Raw genomic sequence first — 18,979 nt, forward strand, 5'->3', positions numbered from 1 at the left:
CTCCATTGGTTACCCGAGTTTAATTTTTTTCGCAAGCAGGCCGATCCTCGGCCACACAGCAGAGCATTCAAACAGATGAATTTAGAAAATGCCCTCTAAAGAGCAAGAGTCTCGGACTAGAGCATCAGCTTGACGATTGACTCGTCCGGATCGCGGGTTTTCCCGGCCGCTTTGAGCTCGGCCAGATAATCGGCCCAGAGTGCGTCATGGCGTCGCCCCAGCTCGTAGAGATATTCCCAGGTGAACAAGCCGCTGTCGTGACCGTCGTCGAAGGTCAGTTTCAGTGCGTACTGACCGGCCGGTTCCAGGCCGCTGAGGCCGACATTGAGCTTGCCGAATTGCAGGATCGGTTTGCCGTGGCCCTGGACCTCGGCGGAAGGGGAATGCACGCGCAGGAATTCGGCGGGCAGGGTGTACTCCTCGCCGGACGCGTATTTGAGCGTCAGGGTTTTCGAGGCTTTGTGCAGTTTGATGTCGGTGGGGATTGAGGTCATGGTCTGGCGTCCGTTGTGTGGGCGACCCTGATTCAAATGTGGGAGCGGGCTTGCTCGCGAATGCGGTATGTCAGCCAACATTGCTGTCGACTGGCACGGCCTCTTCGCGAGCAAGCCCGCTCCCACAGGGTCCGCTACCGCTGTAAGTATGGCTTACAGGATATAACGGGACAGGTCTTCGTTCTGCGCCAATTCGCCCAGATGGCTGTTGACGTACGCAGCGTCGATCAGGATCGGCTTGTCGTCATGCGCGCTGGCCAGGTCGCCGGCACTGAACGACACCTCTTCCAGCAGACGCTCAAGCAGCGTGTGCAGACGACGGGCACCGATGTTCTCGGTTTTCTCGTTGACCTGCCAGGCGATCTCCGCCAGACGCTTGATGCCTTCCGGCTGGAACTGGATGTTCAGGCCTTCGGTTTTCAGCAGCGCGCAATATTGCTCGGTGAGCGATGCGTGCGGCTCGCTGAGGATGCGCTCGAAGTCTTCCGGGCTCAGCGCCTTGAGCTCGACACGGATCGGCAGACGGCCCTGCAGCTCCGGCACCAGATCGCTCGGCTTGCTCAGGTGGAACGCACCGGAGGCGATGAACAGGATGTGATCGGTCTTGACCATGCCCAGCTTGGTGTTGACGGTGCAGCCCTCGATCAGCGGCAGCAAATCGCGCTGTACGCCTTCACGGGACACGTCGGCGCCGCCGACATTGCCGCGTTTGGCGACCTTGTCGATTTCGTCGATGAACACGATGCCGTGTTGCTCGACCGCTTCCAGCGCCTTGGCCTTCAACTCTTCTTCGTTGACCAGACGCCCGGCCTCTTCGTCGCGCACCAGTTTCAGCGCTTCTTTGACCTTGAGCTTGCGAGCTTTCTTCTTGCCCTTGCCCATGTTGGCGAACAGGTTCTGCAGCTGGCTGGTCATCTCTTCCATGCCAGGCGGCGTGGCGATTTCGATGCCGGCCACTTCGGCGACTTCGATCTCGATTTCCTTGTCGTCCAACTGGCCTTCGCGCAGGCGCTTGCGGAACAGCTGACGGGTGTTGGAATCGCTGCTCGGTGCTTCTTCATTGCTGAAGCCCATGCGCGCCGGTGGCAGCAGCGCGTCGAGGATGCGGTCCTCGGCAGCGTCTTCGGCACGGTGACGCACGCGGGTCATTTCCTGCTCGCGGAGCATCTTGATCGCGGCGTCGGCCAGATCACGGATGATCGATTCGACGTCACGGCCGACGTAGCCGACTTCGGTGAATTTGGTCGCTTCGACCTTGATGAACGGCGCGTTGGCCAGTTTCGCCAGACGACGGGCGATCTCGGTTTTACCGACACCGGTCGGGCCGATCATCAGAATGTTCTTCGGGGTCACTTCAACGCGCAGCTCTTCAGGCAGCTGCATGCGGCGCCAGCGGTTGCGCAGGGCAATCGCGACGGCGCGCTTGGCATCGTCCTGGCCGATGATATGGCGGTTGAGTTCGTGGACGATTTCGCGGGGAGTCATGGACATAGTAATTGACGGTCCTCAAGCAGAAACAAGCCGTGGCACTTTGGCCGCGTCAGGCTTATTCAGCGAGATCCTGCTCCTCAATGGTCTGGGTGTGGTTGGTGAATACACAGATGTCGCCGGCGATACCGAGGGCAGTTTCGACGATCTCACGGGCCGACAGGTCGGTCTTTTTCAACAGCGCGCTGGCTGCGGCTTGCGCGTAGGCGCCGCCGGAACCCATGGCAATCAGGCCGTCTTCGGGTTCGACCACGTCACCGTTGCCGGTGATGATCAGCGAGGCATCCTTGTTGGCGACCGCGAGCATGGCTTCGAGGCGGCTCAGGGAGCGGTCGGTGCGCCATTCTTTGGCGAGTTCGACAGCGGCGCGGATCAGATGGCCCTGATGTTTCTCGAGCTGGCCTTCGAAACGTTCGAACAGGGTGAAGGCGTCGGCGGTGGCACCGGCGAAACCGGCGATGACCTGGCCGTGGTACAGGCGACGAACTTTCTTCGCGTTGCCTTTCATCACGGTGTTGCCGAGAGAAACCTGGCCGTCGCCGCCCATGACGACTTTGCCGTGGCGGCGGACTGAAACGATGGTGGTCAAGGGAAGAGTCTCCACACAGCGGGGCGAAAGTGCCTTATGCCCATTCATATGGGGGTGCTGGAGAGGATTTCAACCGGGGAGGGTAATGGGAGACGAATGGTGTTTGATGACTGTGGCGAGGGGATTTATCCCCGATGGGGCGCGAAGCGGCCCTGAAACCTGCGATTGCAGCCGGTCTGGCACACCGCGCATGCTGGATTTACGACTGCTGCGCAGCCGGTCGGGGATGAATCCCCTCACCACAGGGATTGTGGGCAGCCTCGGAATGAGGCTGCCCACGGGGGGGCAATCAGCGGCTCTGGCGTTGTTGTAACAACAGGTTGCTGAAGCCGCTGCCGGCCAATTGTTTCTGTGCGGTGGTCAGTTGCTCGCGATTGCTGAACGGGCCAACCAATACGCGGTACCAGGTTTCATCCTTCACCGTGCCCGACTCAACCGAAACAGCCTGGCCCAGCAGAATGATCTGCGCCCGCACCTTGTCCGCGTCCGCCTCTTTGCGGAACGAGCCGGCCTGGAGGAAGAACTTGGTCACCGGCGCCGCTTTCGCCACCGGTGGCGCTGGCGGCGGGGTAATACCTGACAGCGCAGCCTGCGCCCGCGCGGTGTCGATCTTCGCCGCTTCCGCCGGGGTGACCGGCGTGGTCGGCACTTGTGGCGTCGGCAGGGTTTTCTCCGGCACGGCATCCGGCGGCACGATCACTTCCGATTCCGGCAGCAGCGTGTAGAAGTCGTACTTCGGCTTCACCGGTTGCGTCGGGCTCGGCGGGGTCTTGTTGGCCTCGGCGATTTTCGACGCTTTCTGCTGTTGCGCCTGCTCGACTTTCTCGCGCTTGACCGTGTCGCTGCCCTTGCCTGGCTCCAGTTTCATCAGGAACACGATGAACGCACCGACCGTCAGGCCGATGGCCATCCACAGCCAGCCCGGGATCGGTTGCTTTGCAGGAGCTTGGTAACGGCTGGCGCCACGCTTGGGTGCAGGTTTTTTCTTGGCAGCCAACTTACATGCGCTCCAGAGTTTCCAGGCCCAACAGTTCCAGGCCTTGCTTGAGAGTACGACCGGTCAGCGCGGCCAGACGCAGACGGCTCTGCATCTGGACCGGCGTCTCGGCGGCGAGGATCGGGCAGTTCTCGTAGAAGCTGGAGAACAGACCGGCGACGTCATACAGATAGGTGCAGAGGATGTGCGGTGTGCCTTTTTCCGCGACGTTGTTCAGCACTTCGCCGAACTGCGCCAGCTTCGCCGCCAGCTCTTGCTCGTGCGCGGCTTCGAGGACGATCTGGCCATCGACTTCGCTGAAGTCCTTGCCCAGTTTGCGGAACACACCGGCGACACGGGTGTAGGCGTACAGCAGGTACGGCGCGGTGTTGCCTTCGAAATTCAGCATCAGGTCGAAGTTGAAGCTGTAGTCGCTGGTGCGGTGCTTGGACAGGTCGGCGTATTTCACCGCACCGATGCCGACAACCTTGGCGATGTTGCGCAGTTCGTCTTCGGCCAGTGTCGGGTTTTTCTCTTTGACCAGGTTGTAGGCACGTTCCTGGGCTTCGGTCAGCAAATCGATCAGCTTCACGGTGCCGCCGTCACGGGTCTTGAACGGACGGCCATCGGCGCCATTCATGGTGCCGAAGCCCATGTGCTCCATTTCCATCGGATGGGTCACGAAACCGGCCTTGCGCGCCACGGCGAACACTTGCTGGAAGTGCAGGGCCTGACGCTGGTCGACGAAGTACAGCGCGCGATCAGCTTTCAGCTTGCCACTGCGGTAGCGCACGGCTGCCAGGTCAGTGGTGGCGTACAGGTAACCGCCGTCAGCCTTGACGATGATCACTGGCAGCGGATCGCCGTCGGCGTTCTTGAACTCGTCGAGGAACACGCACTGGGCGCCGTTGCTCTCGACCAGCATGCCGGCGGCTTTGAGGTCGTTGACCACGTTGATCAGGTCGTCGTTGTAGGCGCTTTCGCCCATCACGTCGGCCATGGTCAGTTTGACGTTGAGCAGTTCGTAGATCTTCTGGCAGTGCGACAGCGAGATGTCCTTGAACTTGGTCCACAGCGCCAGGCACTCGGCATCGCCGGCCTGCAGCTTGACCACCAGACCACGGGCGCGGTCGGCGAATTCTTCGGATTCGTCGAAACGCTGCTTGGCGGCGCGGTAGAAGTTTTCCAGATCGGACAGCTCGTCGCTGGTGATCGGGTTTTCCTGCAGATACGCCATCAGCATGCCGAACTGGGTGCCCCAGTCGCCCACGTGGTTCTGGCGGATCACTTCGTCGCCGAGGAACTCGAGAACACGGGCCACGCCGTCGCCGATGATCGTCGAGCGCAAGTGGCCGACGTGCATCTCTTTGGCCAGGTTCGGTGCCGACAGGTCGACCACGGTGCGCTGCGCCGGGCCGGCCTTGCGCACACCAACGTTAGCGTCGGCCAGAGCGGCGTCGAGGCGCGAGGCGAGGGCCTGGGTGTTCTGGAAGAAATTGATGAAGCCCGGACCGGCGATTTCGGCCTTGGTGACGTTCTCGTCGGCCGGCAGCGCAGCGATGATTTTCTCCGCCAGATCGCGCGGCTTCATGCCCGCAGGCTTGGCCAGCATCATGGCGATGTTGCTGGCGAAGTCGCCGTGGGTTTTGTCGCGGGCGTTCTCCACCTGAATCGCCGGCGACAGGCCTTCAGGCAACACACCTTCGTTGACGAGTTGGGTGAGGGCTTGTTGGATCAGCTGGCGAATGGTGTCTTTCATGGTCTTCTCTTTCGACCGCAAGCGCGGCGGCGCATCGATGCGCGGGTGGAAAAACTGGGCATTATCCGTTGCGAAGACGGGCTTGCCAACCTTAGCAGGCAGCTTATGGATATGTGGTGACAATTCGGGCCTATTCGCGAGCAAGCCCGCTCCCACAGGGGATCGGTGTCAGACACATAATCTGTGAACGCCGCAGATCCAATGTGGGAGCGGGCTTGCTCGCGAAGGCGATTTTCAGATCAATACAGATCCACGGGATCGACATCCAGCGACCAGCGCACCGCGCGCCCGCTCGGCATCTGCTCTAATTCCAGCAACCAGCTGGCGAGCAACCGATGCAGCGGCGTCCGCGCTGTCGCCTGCACCAACAACTGTGCACGATAGCGACCGGCTCGGCGCTCCATCGGCGCCGGCACCGGCCCGAGCAATTCGATGCCGCTCAGATTCTGCTCGACCAGCAAGCGTTCGGCCGCGCTGCATGCCTCATCGAGAAAACCTTCGGCCTGCCCCGGTTTGTGCGCTTCGGCACGCAACAGGGCCAAGTGTGAAAACGGTGGCAGTCCGGCAGCCCGGCGCTCGCTCAAGGCCTGCTCGGCGAAAGCGAAGTAACCCTGCTCGGTCAGTTGCACCAATAAAGGATGGTCGGCCAGGTGGGTCTGAATGATCACCTTGCCCGGCTCCTCAGCCCGCCCGGCGCGCCCGGCGACCTGCACGATCAATTGCGCCATGCGCTCGCTGGCACGGAAGTCGCCGGAGAACAGTCCGCCGTCGGCATCCAGAATCGACACCAGCGTAACCCGGGGGAAGTGGTGCCCCTTGGCCAACATCTGGGTGCCGACCAGAATGCATGGCTGACCCTTCTGAATGGTCGCGAACAGCTGATTCATCGCGTCCTTGCGCGAAGTGCTGTCGCGGTCGACGCGCAGCACCGGGTAGTCCGGGAACAGAATCGCCAGGCGTTCTTCGGCGCGTTCGGTGCCGGCGCCCACCGGCCGCAGATCGACTTTGTTGCACTTGGGGCATTGGCGCGGCGTGCGCTCGACGTTGCCACAGTGGTGGCAGCGCAGTTCGCCGTAGCGCTGGTGCACGGTCATTCGCGCATCGCAGCGTGAGCACTCGGACATCCAGCCGCAATCGTGGCACAGCAACGTCGGCGCAAAGCCGCGCCGGTTGAGAAACACCAGCACCTGCTGGCCGGCCGCGAGGGTCTGGCCAATGGCTTGTTGCATCGGCCCGGAAATGCCGCTGTCCAGCGGACGGCTTTTCACGTCCAGCCGCAGGAAACGTGGTTGCCTGGCGCCGCCGGCCCGCTCGTTGAGGCGCAGCAGGCCATAACGACCGGTGTAGGCGTTGTGCAGGCTTTCCAGTGAAGGCGTGGCGGACCCGAGGACGATCGGGATGTTTTCCTGTCGCGCGCGCACCAGTGCCAGATCCCGGGCGTGGTAGCGCAGGCCTTCCTGCTGTTTATAGGAGCCGTCGTGCTCTTCGTCGATGATGATCAGCCCCGGGTTCTTCATCGGGGTGAACAGCGCCGAGCGAGTGCCGATAATAATGTCGGCCTCGCCGTCGCGGGCAGCGAGCCAGGCGTCGAGGCGCTCACGGTCGTTGACCGCCGAATGCAGCAGGGCGATGCGCGCGTTGAAGCGCTGTTCGAAACGCGCCAGGGTCTGCGGGCCGAGGTTGATCTCCGGGATCAGCACCAGCGCCTGCTTGCCTGCTTCGAGGGTTTCGCGGATCAGTTGCAAATAGACTTCGGTCTTGCCGCTGCCCGTGACGCCGGCCAGCAGAGAAACGCGTGATAACTGTCGAACCCGGCACGGATCGCTTCGTAAGCGGCGCGTTGTTCGGTGTTCAGCGGCAACTCCGGTTGCGCCAACCAATGTTCATGGCGCACGCCAGGGGCGTGCCGACGAATCTCTACTTGCACCAGACCCTTGGCCAGCAGCAGGTCGAGGCTGTCCTTGCTCAGCATCAGCTTGCTCAACAACTGATGGGCCACGCCGTGCGGGTGCTGCGCCAGTGTTGCCAGTGCTTCCCGTTGCCGTGGCGCGCGGGCGACGCGCGGATCATCGAGGCTGGCGCCGGGGGCGACTGACCAGAAGCGCTCCTGTCGCGCCCTCGGCCAGTTCGCCCTGACGCAGCAGCACCGGCAGCGCCCAGCTCAAGGTGTCGCCGAGGCTGTGCTGGTAATACTGCGACGTCCACAGGCACAGCTTGAACAGTGCGGGCGGCAGCGGCGGCTCTGCATCGAGCAGGGCCAACGCCGGTTTGAGTTTCTCCAGCGGCACGTCGCTGGTATCGGTGATCTCGACCAGAATCCCGATCATCTCCCGCCGCCCGAACGGCACCCGCAGGCGCATGCCCGGCTGCAACTGGGCGCGCAGCACCCCGGCCGGGGCCCGATAGTCGAACAGGCGGCGCAGGGGCGAAGGCAGGGCGAGGCGCAGAATGGCGTCGGGCACGCGGGGGGATCTCTATCAACACAAAAGGAGGCTTGGCGCAGATCAACTGTGGGAGCGAGCTTGCTCGCGAACGCGGTGTGTCAGGCACGAAGTCATCAACTGGCACAACGCATTCGCGAGCAAGCTCGCTCCCACAGGGGAGTGCGTTCAAGCCCGGGAGCCTAGCAGACGGTCGGTCTCAGGGACAGCTTGCGCGATTGACATTGTCTGGTAGAATCCGCGGCCTAATTACGTGCGGTATTCAACAATAGTGTTGGGTGGCGGCACGCTAGCTGAGGAAGACATCATGAAAGCTGATATCCACCCGAATTACCCAGAAGTTGCAGTAACCTGCAGCTGCGGCAACAAGTTCGAAACCCGTTCGACCTTCGGCAAAGCCCTGGCGATCGACGTTTGCAACGAGTGCCACCCGTTCTACACCGGTAAGCAGAAGACTCTGGACACCGGTGGCCGCGTTCAGAAGTTCGCCGACCGTTTCGGTGCCTTCGGCGCCAAGAAGTAAGATTGGTCATTCTGGAAAACTTCGACGGTTTCTCCAGGCTGATGAAAAAGGCGTCCCTTGTGGGCGCCTTTTTTGTGTCCGCGATTTGGCTGTCCGCTGCCCAGGCATTTTGCCCCACGCCTGCCGGCCTCAGCAGCGTCAGCGTCCAGCGCGTGGTCGATGGCGACACGCTACGCCTGAGCGATGGGCGCAGTGTGCGGATGATCGGTCTCAACACGCCGGAGCTGGGCAAGCAGGGCCGCAGTGACGAACCCTTCGCCGTGGCGGCGCGCAAACGCCTTGAAGTACTGGTGGCGGACAGCGGCGGTCGGGTCGGTCTGCTCCCCGGCAAGCAGGCCAAAGACCATTACGGTCGCACCCTCGCGCATGTCTACAGCACCAACGGCACCAATCTTGAAGCGCAAATGCTCGCCGACGGCCTCGGTTTTCAGGTGGCGGTGGCACCGAATGTCGATCTTGTGGCCTGTCAGCAGGCGGCCGAACGCAGCGCCCGGCAGGCCGGTCGGGGCCTGTGGCGCCAGTCACCTGTACTGAAAGCGGAGCAGATCCGCACTTCGGGTTTCGCCGTGGTCAGTGGGCGTGTGAGCAAGGTTCAACGCAATCGCGGCGGAATCTGGATCGAGTTGCAGGACTCGGTTGTACTGCGCGTTGCACCCAATCTGGTCGGACAATTCGACAACGCCCGGTTGCAGGCGCTGCAGGGCAGACAGATCGAGGCTCGCGGCTGGGTCGTCGACCGTTCGCGGCGTGGCGGGTTGAAACCGGGTCAGCCGCGTTGGCTGCTGCCGTTGACCGATCCGTCGATGCTGCAAAGCGCGCGCTGAAAAAAATTGTAGACATTTTTTCTGTCGATTGTGAACAGTCCAGCCCTTGTGCGCCGTGGCTCTTGGCCCAAAGTCGTAGGACAGGGCGCTTGACAGGGGTGACCGCTCAGTCTTGTGGGGACTTTGCGAGGCGCGTATCCTCGCTGACCAGTCTGTCCAACAGTAAAAAGCGGAATGCCAAAATGTCTGATCTGAAAACTGCCGCTCTCGAATATCATGCCAATCCTCGTCCAGGGAAGCTGAGTGTCGAGCTCACCAAGGCCACTGCTACCGCCCGCGACCTGTCGCTGGCCTACAGCCCCGGCGTAGCTGAACCAGTGCGTGAGATCGCCCGCGATCCTGAACTGGCCTACAAATACACCGGCAAGGGCAACCTGGTTGCAGTCATTTCCGATGGCACCGCGATTCTGGGCCTGGGTAACCTCGGCCCACTGGCCTCCAAGCCAGTGATGGAAGGTAAAGGTGTACTGTTCAAACGCTTCGCCGGCATCGACGTATTCGACATCGAAGTCGACTCCGAAAGCCCGCAAGCCTTCATCGACACCGTAAAACGCATCTCCATCACCTTCGGTGGCATCAACCTGGAAGACATCAAGGCGCCTGAGTGCTTTGAGATCGAACGTGCTCTGATCGAGCAGTGCGACATTCCGGTATTCCACGATGACCAGCACGGCACCGCGATCGTGACCGCTGCGGGCATGATCAACGCCCTGGAAATCGCCGGCAAAACCCTGCCGGAAGCCAAAATCGTCTGCCTCGGCGCCGGCGCTGCGGCCATCTCCTGCATGAAGTTGCTGGTGAGCATGGGCGCAAAAATCGAAAACATCTTCATGGTTGACCGTACCGGCGTGATCCACTCCGGCCGTGATGACCTGAACCAGTACAAAGCCGTGTTCGCTCACGCCACCGACAAGCGCAGCCTGGCTGATGCTCTGAAAGGCGCTGACGTGTTCGTCGGTCTGTCCGGCCCGAACCTGCTGAGCGCTGAAGGTCTGCTGTCGATGGCGGCCAACCCGATCGTCTTCGCCTGCTCGAACCCGGATCCGGAAATCTCCCCGGAACTGGCGCACGCCACTCGCAGCGACGTGATCATGGCCACCGGTCGTTCCGACTACCCGAACCAGGTCAACAACGTTCTGGGCTTCCCGTTCATCTTCCGTGGTGCCCTGGACGTTCGCGCCAAGCGCATCAACGAAGAAATGAAAGTGGCTGCGGCCAACGCTCTGCGCGAACTGGCCAAACTGCCAGTGCCACAGGACGTGTGCGACGCCTACGGCGGTGCGCCGCTGGAATTCGGCCGTGAGTACATCATTCCGAAGCCAATGGACAAGCGCCTGATCACCCTGATCTCCGACGCTGTGGCCAAAGCCGCGATCGAGACCGGTGTGGCGACCCTGCCGTATCCGAAGAACTACCCGCTGAAAAGCGTGGATGACGTGTTCAACGGCTAAGCCGTTGTAGCGCTTCAACGAAAGCCCCGGCTTGTGAGAGTCGGGGCTTTTTTGTGCCTGTGTGATTTGTGGTGTTCTTCGGTGCCTCTTCGCGAGCAAGCCCGCTCCCACAGGTTTTGTGGTGTGCGCAAATGCTGGCTACAACCCGGTCACTGTGGGAGCGGGCTTGCTCGCGAAGAGGCCGGCCCAGACAACATAAAAATCACAGGCATAAAAAAGCCCCGCACTTCTTTCGAAGGCGGGGCTTTTTGGGGCGCATTGATCAGAACAGATCGATCGGTGCCTGCTCATCCGCCGGCAGCGGACTGCCCGGTACGGCGCCGTTGCCCAGCTCATTCACCGAGGGCGGCGTGTCTTCGGACTTGAACAGCTCGAAGTAGGCGCCCGGCGTGCTCGGCGTTGCCGCACGACCGCTGACCGGATCCACCCGCAGGCTGAGGATGCCTTCCGGCTCAGGCTGTACGTGCGGCGGCTTGTCCTTGAGCGCGGCAGACATGTAGTTCATCCAGATCGGCAACGCCACGGTGCCGCCGAACTCGCGGCGACCGAGACTTTCCGGCTGGTCGAAACCGGTCCACACGGTGGTCACGTAATCGGCGTTGTAACCGGAGAACCACGCATCCTTCGATTCGTTGGTGGTACCGGTCTTGCCGGCGATGTCGCTGCGGCCCATGGCCAGTGCGCGGCGACCTGTGCCGAGCTTGATCACGTCCTGCAGCATGCTGTTGAGGATGTATGTGGTGCGGCCATCGACGATCCGCTCGGCCACGGCCGGCGCTTGTGGCGCAGTGGCAGCGCCCGGTGCTTCACCCGGAATCGGAGCGGCGTTGACGGTGATCGACTGAGGTGTCGGCGCCGCGATGCCATCGGTCGCCGAGCCACCCTGTGGCACGGTCGGCGGGTTGGCGACGAACAGCGTGTCGCCGTTGCGGCTTTCGATCTTGTCGATGATGTACGGGGTGATCTTGTAGCCGCCGTTGGCAAAGGTGCTCCAGCCGGTAGCGATTTCCATCGGGGTCAGGGTCGCGGTGCCCAGTGCCAGCGACAGGTTCGGCGGCAGGTCCTGCTTGTTGAAGCCGAAACGGGTGATGTAGTCGATGGTCTTGCCCACACCCATCGCCTGCAACAGGCGGATCGACACCAGGTTACGCGACTTGTACAGCGCCTCGCGCAGACGGATCGGGCCGAGGAAGGTGTTGGTGTCGTTCTTCGGCCGCCAGACCTTGTCCAGGTACTCGTCGACGAACACGATCGGCGCGTCGTTGACCAGGGTTGCGGCGGTGTAGCCGCTGTCCAGCGCAGCGCTGTAGACGAACGGCTTGAAGCTCGACCCCGGCTGACGCTTGGCCTGCAGGGCGCGGTTGTAGTTGCTCTGCTCGAAGGCGAAACCGCCGACCAGCGAGCGAATCGCGCCGTTCTGCGGATCCAGCGACACCAGCGCGCCTTGCGCCTGCGGGATCTGGCTGAATTTCAGCGAATTGTTCGGCTGACGCTGCACGCGAATCAGATCGCCGACCTGCGCCACATCCGACGGCTGACGCGGTGCGGCGCCCATGCTGTTGGTGTTGAGGAACGGCCGCGCCCATTTCATGGTGTCCCAGGCGACGTGTTCTTCGCCGGTACGGGTCAGCACCTGCAAGCCATTCTTGTCGACCTGGGTAACGATGGCCGGCTCCAGGCTGCTGATGGTGCGCTGCTTGGTCAGCTCGGTCGCCCAGGCTTCGTGAGTCTTGCCCGGCAGGCGCGACTCGGGTCCGCGGTAGCCATGGCGCTGATCGTAGGTCATCAAGCCTTCGTGCAGCGCGGTGTTGGCCATTTCCTGCAGGTTGCTCGGCACCGTGGTGGTGACGCGGAAACCTTCGGTGTAAGCGTCGCTGCCATAGCGACCGACCATTTCGGCACGGGCCATTTCGGCGATGTACGGTGCGTTCACTTCCGGGGTCGGCACGTGATAGCTGGCGTTCAGCGGCTCGTTGATCGCGGCGGTGTAGTCAGCCTCGGAAATCTTTCCGAGCTTGTACATGCGTCCGAGAATCCAGTCGCGGCGCTCCTTGCTGCGCGCCGGGTTGGCCAGCGGGTTGAAGCGCGACGGGGCTTTCGGCAGGCCGGCGATCATCGCCATCTGCGCCAGGCTGACGTCGCGGATCGACTTGCCGTAATACACCTGCGCCGCCGCCTCGATGCCATAGGCGCGGTTACCCAGGTAGATCTTGTTCACGTACAGCTCGAGGATCTCGTCCTTGGTCAGCTGCCGCTCGATCTGCAGGGCCAGAAGAATCTCGGTGGTTTTGCGCGAGAAGCTGCGTTCGCTGGTCAGGAAGAAGTTCTTCGCCACCTGCATGGTGATGGTGCTGCCGCCGGACTGAATGTGCCCGCTTTTGACCAGTTGGGTCGCGGCGCGCATCAGGCTGCTCGGATCGACGCCATAGTGGTTGGCGAAATTGTCGTCTTCAGCACTTAGTAACGCATTAATGAAATTGGGTGGAATGTCGGCGAAACGGATCGGAGTACGGCGCATTTCGCCAAATTCTGCGATCAACTTGTTGTCGCTGCTGTAGACCCGGAGCGGAATCTGCAACTGAATGCTTCTCAGCGCCTCCACAGACGGCAAACCCGGACTAAGGTAAAGAAACGCGCCGCTGAGACCTAAAAGCAGTCCGCAGAAAACGGCGACGATGGACCAACCGAAAAATTTCAGCAGACGAATCAAGGCTTTTGAACATCCAGGGCAAAGAATGAATTGGGCGACAGGGTTCCGGTAACACACAGAACAGCCTGGGCCGGCAGTAAAAAGCGGAAAAAAACGCTGGGCATTATAAGCACTTTTCTGCTGGGGGCGTCATTTGCGCTTCTGTCAAGACGGGGTGAAGGAACGCAATGCGTATTACAGAGTCCGTAACTCACGGAAAGTCATAGGGAATTGGTAGTGCTGGGACTCTTCAAGAAAAAGACCAATACGTTACTGGGGATCGACATCAGCTCCACTTCGGTGAAGCTGTTGGAGTTGAGCCGTCAGGGCGACCGCTACCGGGTCGAAGCCTACGCGGTCGAGCCGCTGCCGCCCAATGCCGTTGTCGAAAAGAACATCGCCGAGCTCGAAGGCGTGGGCCATGCCTTGTCCCGGGTGCTGGTCAAGGCACGCACCGGGCTCAAGAGCGTGGCGGTGGCGGTGGCCGGTTCTGCGGTGATCACCAAGATCATCGAGATGGACGCCGGGCTGACCGATGACGAGCTGGAAAACCAGCTGAAGATCGAAGCCGACCAATACATTCCCTATCCACTGGACGAAGTCGCCATCGATTTCGAAGTCCAGGGCGTGTCGCCGCGCAACCCGGAGCGGGTCAGCGTGCTGCTGGCCGCCTGTCGCAAGGAAAACGTCGAAGTCCGCGAAGCGGCGCTGGCGCTGGCCGGGCTGACCGCGCGCGTGGTCGATGTCGAGGCCTATGCGCTGGAGCGCTCGTTCGGCCTGCTCGCCACTCAACTGGCAGCCTCGCAGGAACGCCTGACCGTGGCGGTGGTGGACATCGGCGCGACCATGACCACCCTCAGCGTCCTGCACAACGGCCGCATCATCTATACCCGTGAGCAGCTGTTCGGTGGCAGGCAGCTGACTGAGGAGATCCAGCGCCGCTACGGCCTGACCGTCGAGCAGGCCGGGCTGGCGAAAAAGCAGGGCGGTCTGCCGGACGACTATGTCAGCGAGGTATTGCAACCGTTCCGTGATGCTCTGGTGCAGCAGGTCTCGCGCTCGTTGCAGTTCTTCTTTGCCTCCGGGCAGTACAACGCGGTCGATCACATTCTGCTGGCCGGCGGCACCGCCTCGGTGCCGGGGCTGGATCGGCTGATCGAACAGCGTCTGGGCACCCCGACCCAGGTCGCCAACCCGTTTTCCGACATGGCCTTGAGCAGCAAGGTCAACGCCGGGGCCCTGGCCAGTGACGCGCCGGCCCTGATGATTGCCTGCGGGCTCGCGCTCAGGAGTTTCGACTGATGGCGCGGATCAACCTTCTCCCCTGGCGTGAGGAACGTCGCGAAGAGCGGCGCAAACGCTTTCTGCTGATCCTGATCGGGGTGTTCGTCGGTTCGGTGGGCGCAGTGTTCATCGCCGATCAGATCTTCAGTACCGCCATCGAGCGGCAGGCAGCACGCAATGACTACATTGGCAAACAGATCGCCGTGGTCGACGAACGGATCAAGCAGATCAGCGAACTCAAGGCACGGCGCCAGCAACTGGTCGAGCGCATGCGCATCATCCAGGACTTGCAGGGCAACCGGCAGATCAGCGGACGGATCTTCGACCAACTGGCGCGCACGCTGCCGGACGGGGTGTATTTCACCAGCGTGAAATTGCTCGGCAAGACGCTGTCGATCAGTGGCGCGGCGGAGTCGAACAATCGCGTCTCGGAGCTGATGCGCAATCTGGACGCTTCCGACTGGTTCGATGCGCCCAGCTTGAACGAGGTGAAAGCGACGACCGCCGGTCAGGTGGATCAGGCCAACGTCTTTCAGCTGACTGTGCGTCAGACCCAGCCAGCCGTGACGGAGGGCGAAAAATGAAGCCGTCCGAATGGCTGCAAAGTCTGCGCAACATCGACTTCAACGATCTGGACACCAGCAATATCGGCTCCTGGCCGGCCGCGGTGAAAACTATCGCGGGAGCATTGCTGGCGGTGCTGGTGTTGGCGCTTGGCTATAACTTTTTTATCAGCGACATGGAAAACCAGCTGGAAGCCAAGCGTCAGGAAGAGGACACCTTGAAGGAGCAGTTCGCCAGCAAGGCGCACATGGCTGCCAACCTGGAGCTCTACACCCAGCAGATGAAGGAGATGGAGACCTCCTTCGGCGTGCTCTTGCGGCAGTTGCCCAGCGACACCGAGGTCCCGGGATTGCTCGAGGACATTACCCGTACCGGGCTGGGCAGCGGTCTTGAATTCGAAGAGATCAAGCTGCTGCCGGAGGTGACCCAGCCGTTCTACATCGAGCTGCCGATCCAGATCACTGTCACCGGGGCTTACCACGACCTCGCGACCTTCGTCAGTGGCGTCGCCGGGTTGCCACGGATCGTCACCTTGCACGATTTCGAACTGGCACCGGCCAATCCCGACGGCGGGACGAAGCTGCGCATGAGCATTCTCGCCAAGACCTACCGCTATAACGACAAGGGGTTGGACAAATGACCCCGATCCGTTATTTCGCTTTGTCAGTGCTGGTGCTCGGCCTCAGTGGTTGCGGCAGCAGTGACGAATTCAGCGACCTCGACGCCTACATGAACGAAGTGCGTCTGCGCCCGGCCGGCAAGATCGAGCCGACGCCGACCTTTCATTCCTATCCTACCTTTACCTACAGCGCGGCCAACCTGCGTAGCCCGTTCTCGCGCCAGGTGCGCGTCGATCTGGCCGGGCAGCAGCGTGGCTCGCCCAACGTCAAACCCGACCCCAACCGGGTCAAGCAATACCTCGAAGGTTTCAACATCGAGCAGTTTGAAATGGTTGGCACGATCTCCAATGCCAGCGGCTCCTTTGCCTTGCTGCGCGGGGCGGGTGCAGTGCATCGGTTGAAAGTCGGCGACTACCTGGGGCGCAACGACGGGCGCATTGTCGCCATCAGCGCCACTCAGGTCGATGTGGTCGAGATCGTGCCCGACGGCGAAGGCGCCTGGCTGGAACGTCCGCGCACCATTCCTTTGAAAGAGCACTCATAGTGGAAGTCGAACAATGAACAGGATTTTCTCCACCCTCGGTTTTTCGCTATGGATAGCGCTGCTTTCACCGATGGTTCAGGCGGCCAGCCTCAAGACGCTGGATGTCGCGGCGTTACCGGGTGATCGCATCGAGTTGAAGCTGTCGTTCGACAGCCCGCCACCGCAACCCAGGGGCTACACCACCGAATCGCCGGCGCGAATCGCCCTGGATCTGCCGGGTGTCGCCAGCCAACTGACGAGCAAGACCCGCGATCTGGGCAGCGGTAACGCGCGAACCGCCACAGTGGTGGAAGCCAACGACCGCACGCGCCTGATCATCAGCCTGACGCAACTGACGTCCTACACCTCGCGGGTCGAGGGCAACAATCTGTTCGTAGTGGTCGGGCAGGGCGCCAAGCCTGCTGCGCCACGGCCAGCCGCTGTTGCGCCACGACCGGTCGCGGCTCCAGCGCCGGCGAAGGCTTATACCCCCGTCGCCAAAACCATTCGTGGTGTCGACTTCCAGCGCGGCACTGCGGGGGAGGGCAACGTGGTCATTGACCTTTCGGACCCGACCATCGCCCCGGACATCCAGGAGCATGACGGCAAGATCATCCTGAGCTTTGCTCGCACGCAGTTGCCCGACAGGCTGCGGGTGCGCCTCGACGTCAAGGACTTCGCCACGCCGGTGCAGTTCGTCAACGCTGCCGCCACCGGTGATCGTGCGGTCATCACCGTCGAACCCAGCGGCACGTTCGACTATTCCACCTACCAGACCGACAACAAACTGACCGTCAGCATTCGCCCGATGACGGTCGATGACCTGCAAAAGCGCAACGCTGACCGCAACAGCTACAGCGGCGAAAAGCTTTCGCTGAATTTCCAGGACATCGACGTGCGCTCGGTGCTGCAACTGATCGCCGATTTCACCAACCTCAATCTGGTGGCCAGCGATACCGTGCAGGGCGGGATCACCTTGCGTCTGCAAAACGTGCCGTGGGATCAGGCGCTGGACCTGGTGCTGAAAACCAAGGGGCTGGATAAACGCAAGATCGGCAACGTGTTGCTGGTGGCGCCGGCCGACGAAATCGCCGCCCGCGAACGCCAGGAACTGGAGTCACAGAAACAGATCGCCGAACTGGCGCCGCTGCGCCGCGAGCTGCTGCAAGTGAATTACGCCAAGGCCGCGGACATCGCCAAGCTGTTCCAGTCGGTGACCAGCGCCGAGGCGAAAATCGACGAGCGTGGCTCGATCACTGTCGATGAGCGCACCAACAACATCATTGCCTACCAGACCCAGGATCGCCTCGACGAACTGCGGCGGATCGTGGCGCAACTGGATATTCCGGTGCGTCAGGTGATGATCGAGGCGCGGATCGTCGAGGCCAACGTCGATTACGACAAGAGTCTGGGCGTGCGCTGGGGCGGTTCGATCCAGAACAAGGGCAACTGGAACACCTCGGGGGTCAGCAATGGCTCGTCGACCACCATCGGCACACCGGGCAGTACCAGTACCAACTCGCCGTTCGTCGACATGGGCACGGTGGGTAATACCTCGGGGATCGGCATCGCCTTCATTACCGACAATGTGCTGCTCGATCTTGAGCTGACCGCCATGGAGAAGACCGGCAACGGTGAGATCGTCTCGCAGCCCAAAGTGGTCACCTCCGACAAAGAGACGGCGAAGATCCTCAAGGGCACCGAGATTCCGTATCAGGAGGCGAGCTCCAGCGGTGCGACGTCGGTGTCGTTCAAGGAGGCTTCGCTGTCGCTGGAAGTGACGCCGCAGATCACCCCCGACAACCGCATCATCATGGAGGTCAAGGTCACCAAGGACGAACCGGACTACCTGAACAAAGTGCAGGATGTACCGCCGATCAAGAAGAACGAGGTCAACGCCAAGGTGCTGGTGAACGACGGCGAGACCATCGTGATTGGGGGCGTTTTCTCAAATACTCAAAGCAAGGTCGTAGATAAGGTGCCATTTCTTGGCGATGTGCCGTATCTTGGCCGCCTTTTCCGGCGTGATGTGGTTTCGGAGAAAAAATCCGAGCTGCTGGTATTTCTCACTCCGCGTATCATGAATAACCAGGCGATTGCTGTGAGTCGTTGATTCTGTGCGAAATTTGATTCTTGTAGGACCGATGGGCGCTGGAAAAAGCACCATCGGCCGGTTGCTGGCCAAAGAGCTGCGCCTGCCGTTCAAAGATTCCGACAAGGAAATTGAACTGCGCACGGGCGCCAATATCCCGTGGATCTTCGACAAGGAAGGCGAGCCCGGCTTTCGTGACCGTGAGCAGGCGATGATCGCCGAGCTGTGCGCGTACGACGGCGTGGTACTGGCGACCGGCGGCGGTGCGGTAATGCGCGATGCCAACCGCAAGGCCCTGCACGCGGGCGGGCGGGTGGTGTATCTGCATGCCTCCGTCGAGCAGCAGGTCGGGCGTACGTCGCGCGATCGCAATCGTCCTTTGCTGCGCACCGCCGATCCGGCGAAAACCCTGCGAGACCTGCTCGAGATCCGCGATCCGCTCTATCGAGAGATCGCCGATCTGGTGGTTGAAACCGACGAACGGCCACCGCGCATGGTGGTGCTCGACATTCTCGACCGTCTGGCGCAGCTGCCACCCCGTTAAAGCGCCGCCGGAAATGCGCTATCCTCGGCGTCCTGTCACAGCCGCCGAGGTTGTGGCGGATGGCGTGCGAGCGGCGTCAGATTCGCTATAGGCCGCAGACAACCAATAATTCAGGGCA

General features: G+C 61.6%; 15 protein-coding genes and 1 pseudogene. 9 read left to right on the forward strand and 7 right to left on the reverse strand.

The genetic code is table 11. The features are described 5' to 3' along the window. Positions 1 to 116 precede the first annotated feature (116 nt). The 6 genes and pseudogenes from E3Z29_RS04590 to E3Z29_RS04615 form a co-directional block, all read right to left on the reverse strand. Positions 117 to 494: a gamma-butyrobetaine hydroxylase-like domain-containing protein gene (locus tag E3Z29_RS04590; protein ID WP_098966804.1), complete on the reverse strand. Its 378-nt coding sequence runs from the start codon at positions 492 to 494 to the stop codon at positions 117 to 119. A gap of 153 nt (positions 495 to 647) precedes the next feature. Beyond that, a complete protein-coding gene (gene hslU, locus E3Z29_RS04595; RefSeq protein WP_007968354.1) occupies positions 648 to 1,985 on the reverse strand; it encodes an ATP-dependent protease ATPase subunit HslU in 1,338 nt (445 codons plus the stop codon). Between the two features lie 55 nt (positions 1,986 to 2,040). Beyond that, positions 2,041 to 2,571 carry an ATP-dependent protease subunit HslV gene (gene hslV / locus E3Z29_RS04600; RefSeq protein ID WP_007968352.1) on the reverse strand — a complete coding sequence of 177 codons (531 nt, stop codon included), beginning with the start codon at positions 2,569 to 2,571 and terminating at the stop codon, positions 2,041 to 2,043. A 289-nt stretch (positions 2,572 to 2,860) separates the two neighbouring features. Continuing rightward, positions 2,861 to 3,568, reverse strand: coding sequence for an SPOR domain-containing protein (locus tag E3Z29_RS04605; RefSeq protein ID WP_041074932.1), 708 nt, complete (start codon positions 3,566 to 3,568; stop codon positions 2,861 to 2,863). Position 3,569: 1 nt separating this feature from the next. After that, complete coding sequence (gene argS / locus E3Z29_RS04610; RefSeq protein ID WP_098966806.1) at positions 3,570 to 5,306, reverse strand: arginine--tRNA ligase; 1,737 nt, start codon at positions 5,304 to 5,306, stop codon at positions 3,570 to 3,572. 239 nt (positions 5,307 to 5,545) lie between these two features. Then, a pseudogene (locus tag E3Z29_RS04615) lies at positions 5,546 to 7,768 on the reverse strand (primosomal protein N'). A gap of 286 nt (positions 7,769 to 8,054) precedes the next feature. Here E3Z29_RS04615 and rpmE point away from each other — a divergent pair. The 3 genes from rpmE to E3Z29_RS04630 all read left to right on the forward strand — a co-directional run bounded on the left by rpmE (position 8,055) and on the right by E3Z29_RS04630 (position 10,545). Beyond that, positions 8,055 to 8,270 (forward strand): 50S ribosomal protein L31, encoded by a 216-nt coding sequence (gene rpmE / locus E3Z29_RS04620; RefSeq protein ID WP_007968345.1) that lies wholly within the window; start codon positions 8,055 to 8,057, stop codon positions 8,268 to 8,270. 41 nt (positions 8,271 to 8,311) lie between these two features. Then, positions 8,312 to 9,094, forward strand: coding sequence for a thermonuclease family protein (locus E3Z29_RS04625; protein ID WP_134787545.1), 783 nt, complete (start codon positions 8,312 to 8,314; stop codon positions 9,092 to 9,094). Between the two features lie 182 nt (positions 9,095 to 9,276). Further along, entirely contained in the window at positions 9,277 to 10,545 is a 1,269-nt protein-coding gene (locus E3Z29_RS04630) for a malic enzyme-like NAD(P)-binding protein (protein WP_003220889.1), read from the forward strand. Positions 10,546 to 10,807: 262 nt separating this feature from the next. Here the strand turns inward: E3Z29_RS04630 and E3Z29_RS04635 are convergent, their stop codons facing one another. Then, complete coding sequence (locus E3Z29_RS04635; RefSeq protein ID WP_372241217.1) at positions 10,808 to 13,252, reverse strand: penicillin-binding protein 1A; 2,445 nt, start codon at positions 13,250 to 13,252, stop codon at positions 10,808 to 10,810. Between the two features lie 219 nt (positions 13,253 to 13,471). Between E3Z29_RS04635 and E3Z29_RS04640 the strand changes: the two genes are divergently transcribed. Genes E3Z29_RS04640 through aroK form a run of 6 tightly spaced genes read left to right on the forward strand, consistent with a single transcriptional unit; the run spans position 13,472 to position 18,861 of the window. Further along, a complete protein-coding gene (locus tag E3Z29_RS04640) occupies positions 13,472 to 14,536 on the forward strand; it encodes a pilus assembly protein PilM (RefSeq protein WP_096794691.1) in 1,065 nt (354 codons plus the stop codon). Next, complete coding sequence (locus tag E3Z29_RS04645) at positions 14,536 to 15,102, forward strand: PilN domain-containing protein (RefSeq protein ID WP_134785244.1); 567 nt, start codon at positions 14,536 to 14,538, stop codon at positions 15,100 to 15,102. The genes E3Z29_RS04640 and E3Z29_RS04645 overlap by 1 nt, the downstream gene beginning before the upstream one ends. Then, complete coding sequence (gene pilO, locus E3Z29_RS04650; RefSeq protein WP_098966813.1) at positions 15,099 to 15,722, forward strand: type 4a pilus biogenesis protein PilO; 624 nt, start codon at positions 15,099 to 15,101, stop codon at positions 15,720 to 15,722. Before E3Z29_RS04645 ends, pilO begins: the two co-directional genes overlap by 4 nt. Next, the gene (locus E3Z29_RS04655) at positions 15,719 to 16,246 is read left to right on the forward strand and encodes a pilus assembly protein PilP (protein WP_134785245.1); all 528 of its coding nucleotides are present in this window, start codon (positions 15,719 to 15,721) and stop codon (positions 16,244 to 16,246) included. Before pilO ends, E3Z29_RS04655 begins: the two co-directional genes overlap by 4 nt. A 13-nt stretch (positions 16,247 to 16,259) precedes the next feature. Next, positions 16,260 to 18,338, forward strand: a complete 2,079-nt coding sequence (gene pilQ, locus E3Z29_RS04660; RefSeq protein WP_134785246.1) for a type IV pilus secretin PilQ — start codon at positions 16,260 to 16,262, stop codon at positions 18,336 to 18,338. A 4-nt stretch (positions 18,339 to 18,342) separates the two neighbouring features. Continuing rightward, a complete protein-coding gene (gene aroK / locus E3Z29_RS04665; protein WP_134785247.1) occupies positions 18,343 to 18,861 on the forward strand; it encodes a shikimate kinase AroK in 519 nt (172 codons plus the stop codon). The last annotated feature ends 118 nt before the right edge of the window (positions 18,862 to 18,979 follow it).

Source organism: Pseudomonas sp. S150, assembly GCF_004526365.1.
Lineage (GTDB): Bacteria > Pseudomonadota > Gammaproteobacteria > Pseudomonadales > Pseudomonadaceae > Aquipseudomonas > Aquipseudomonas putida_A.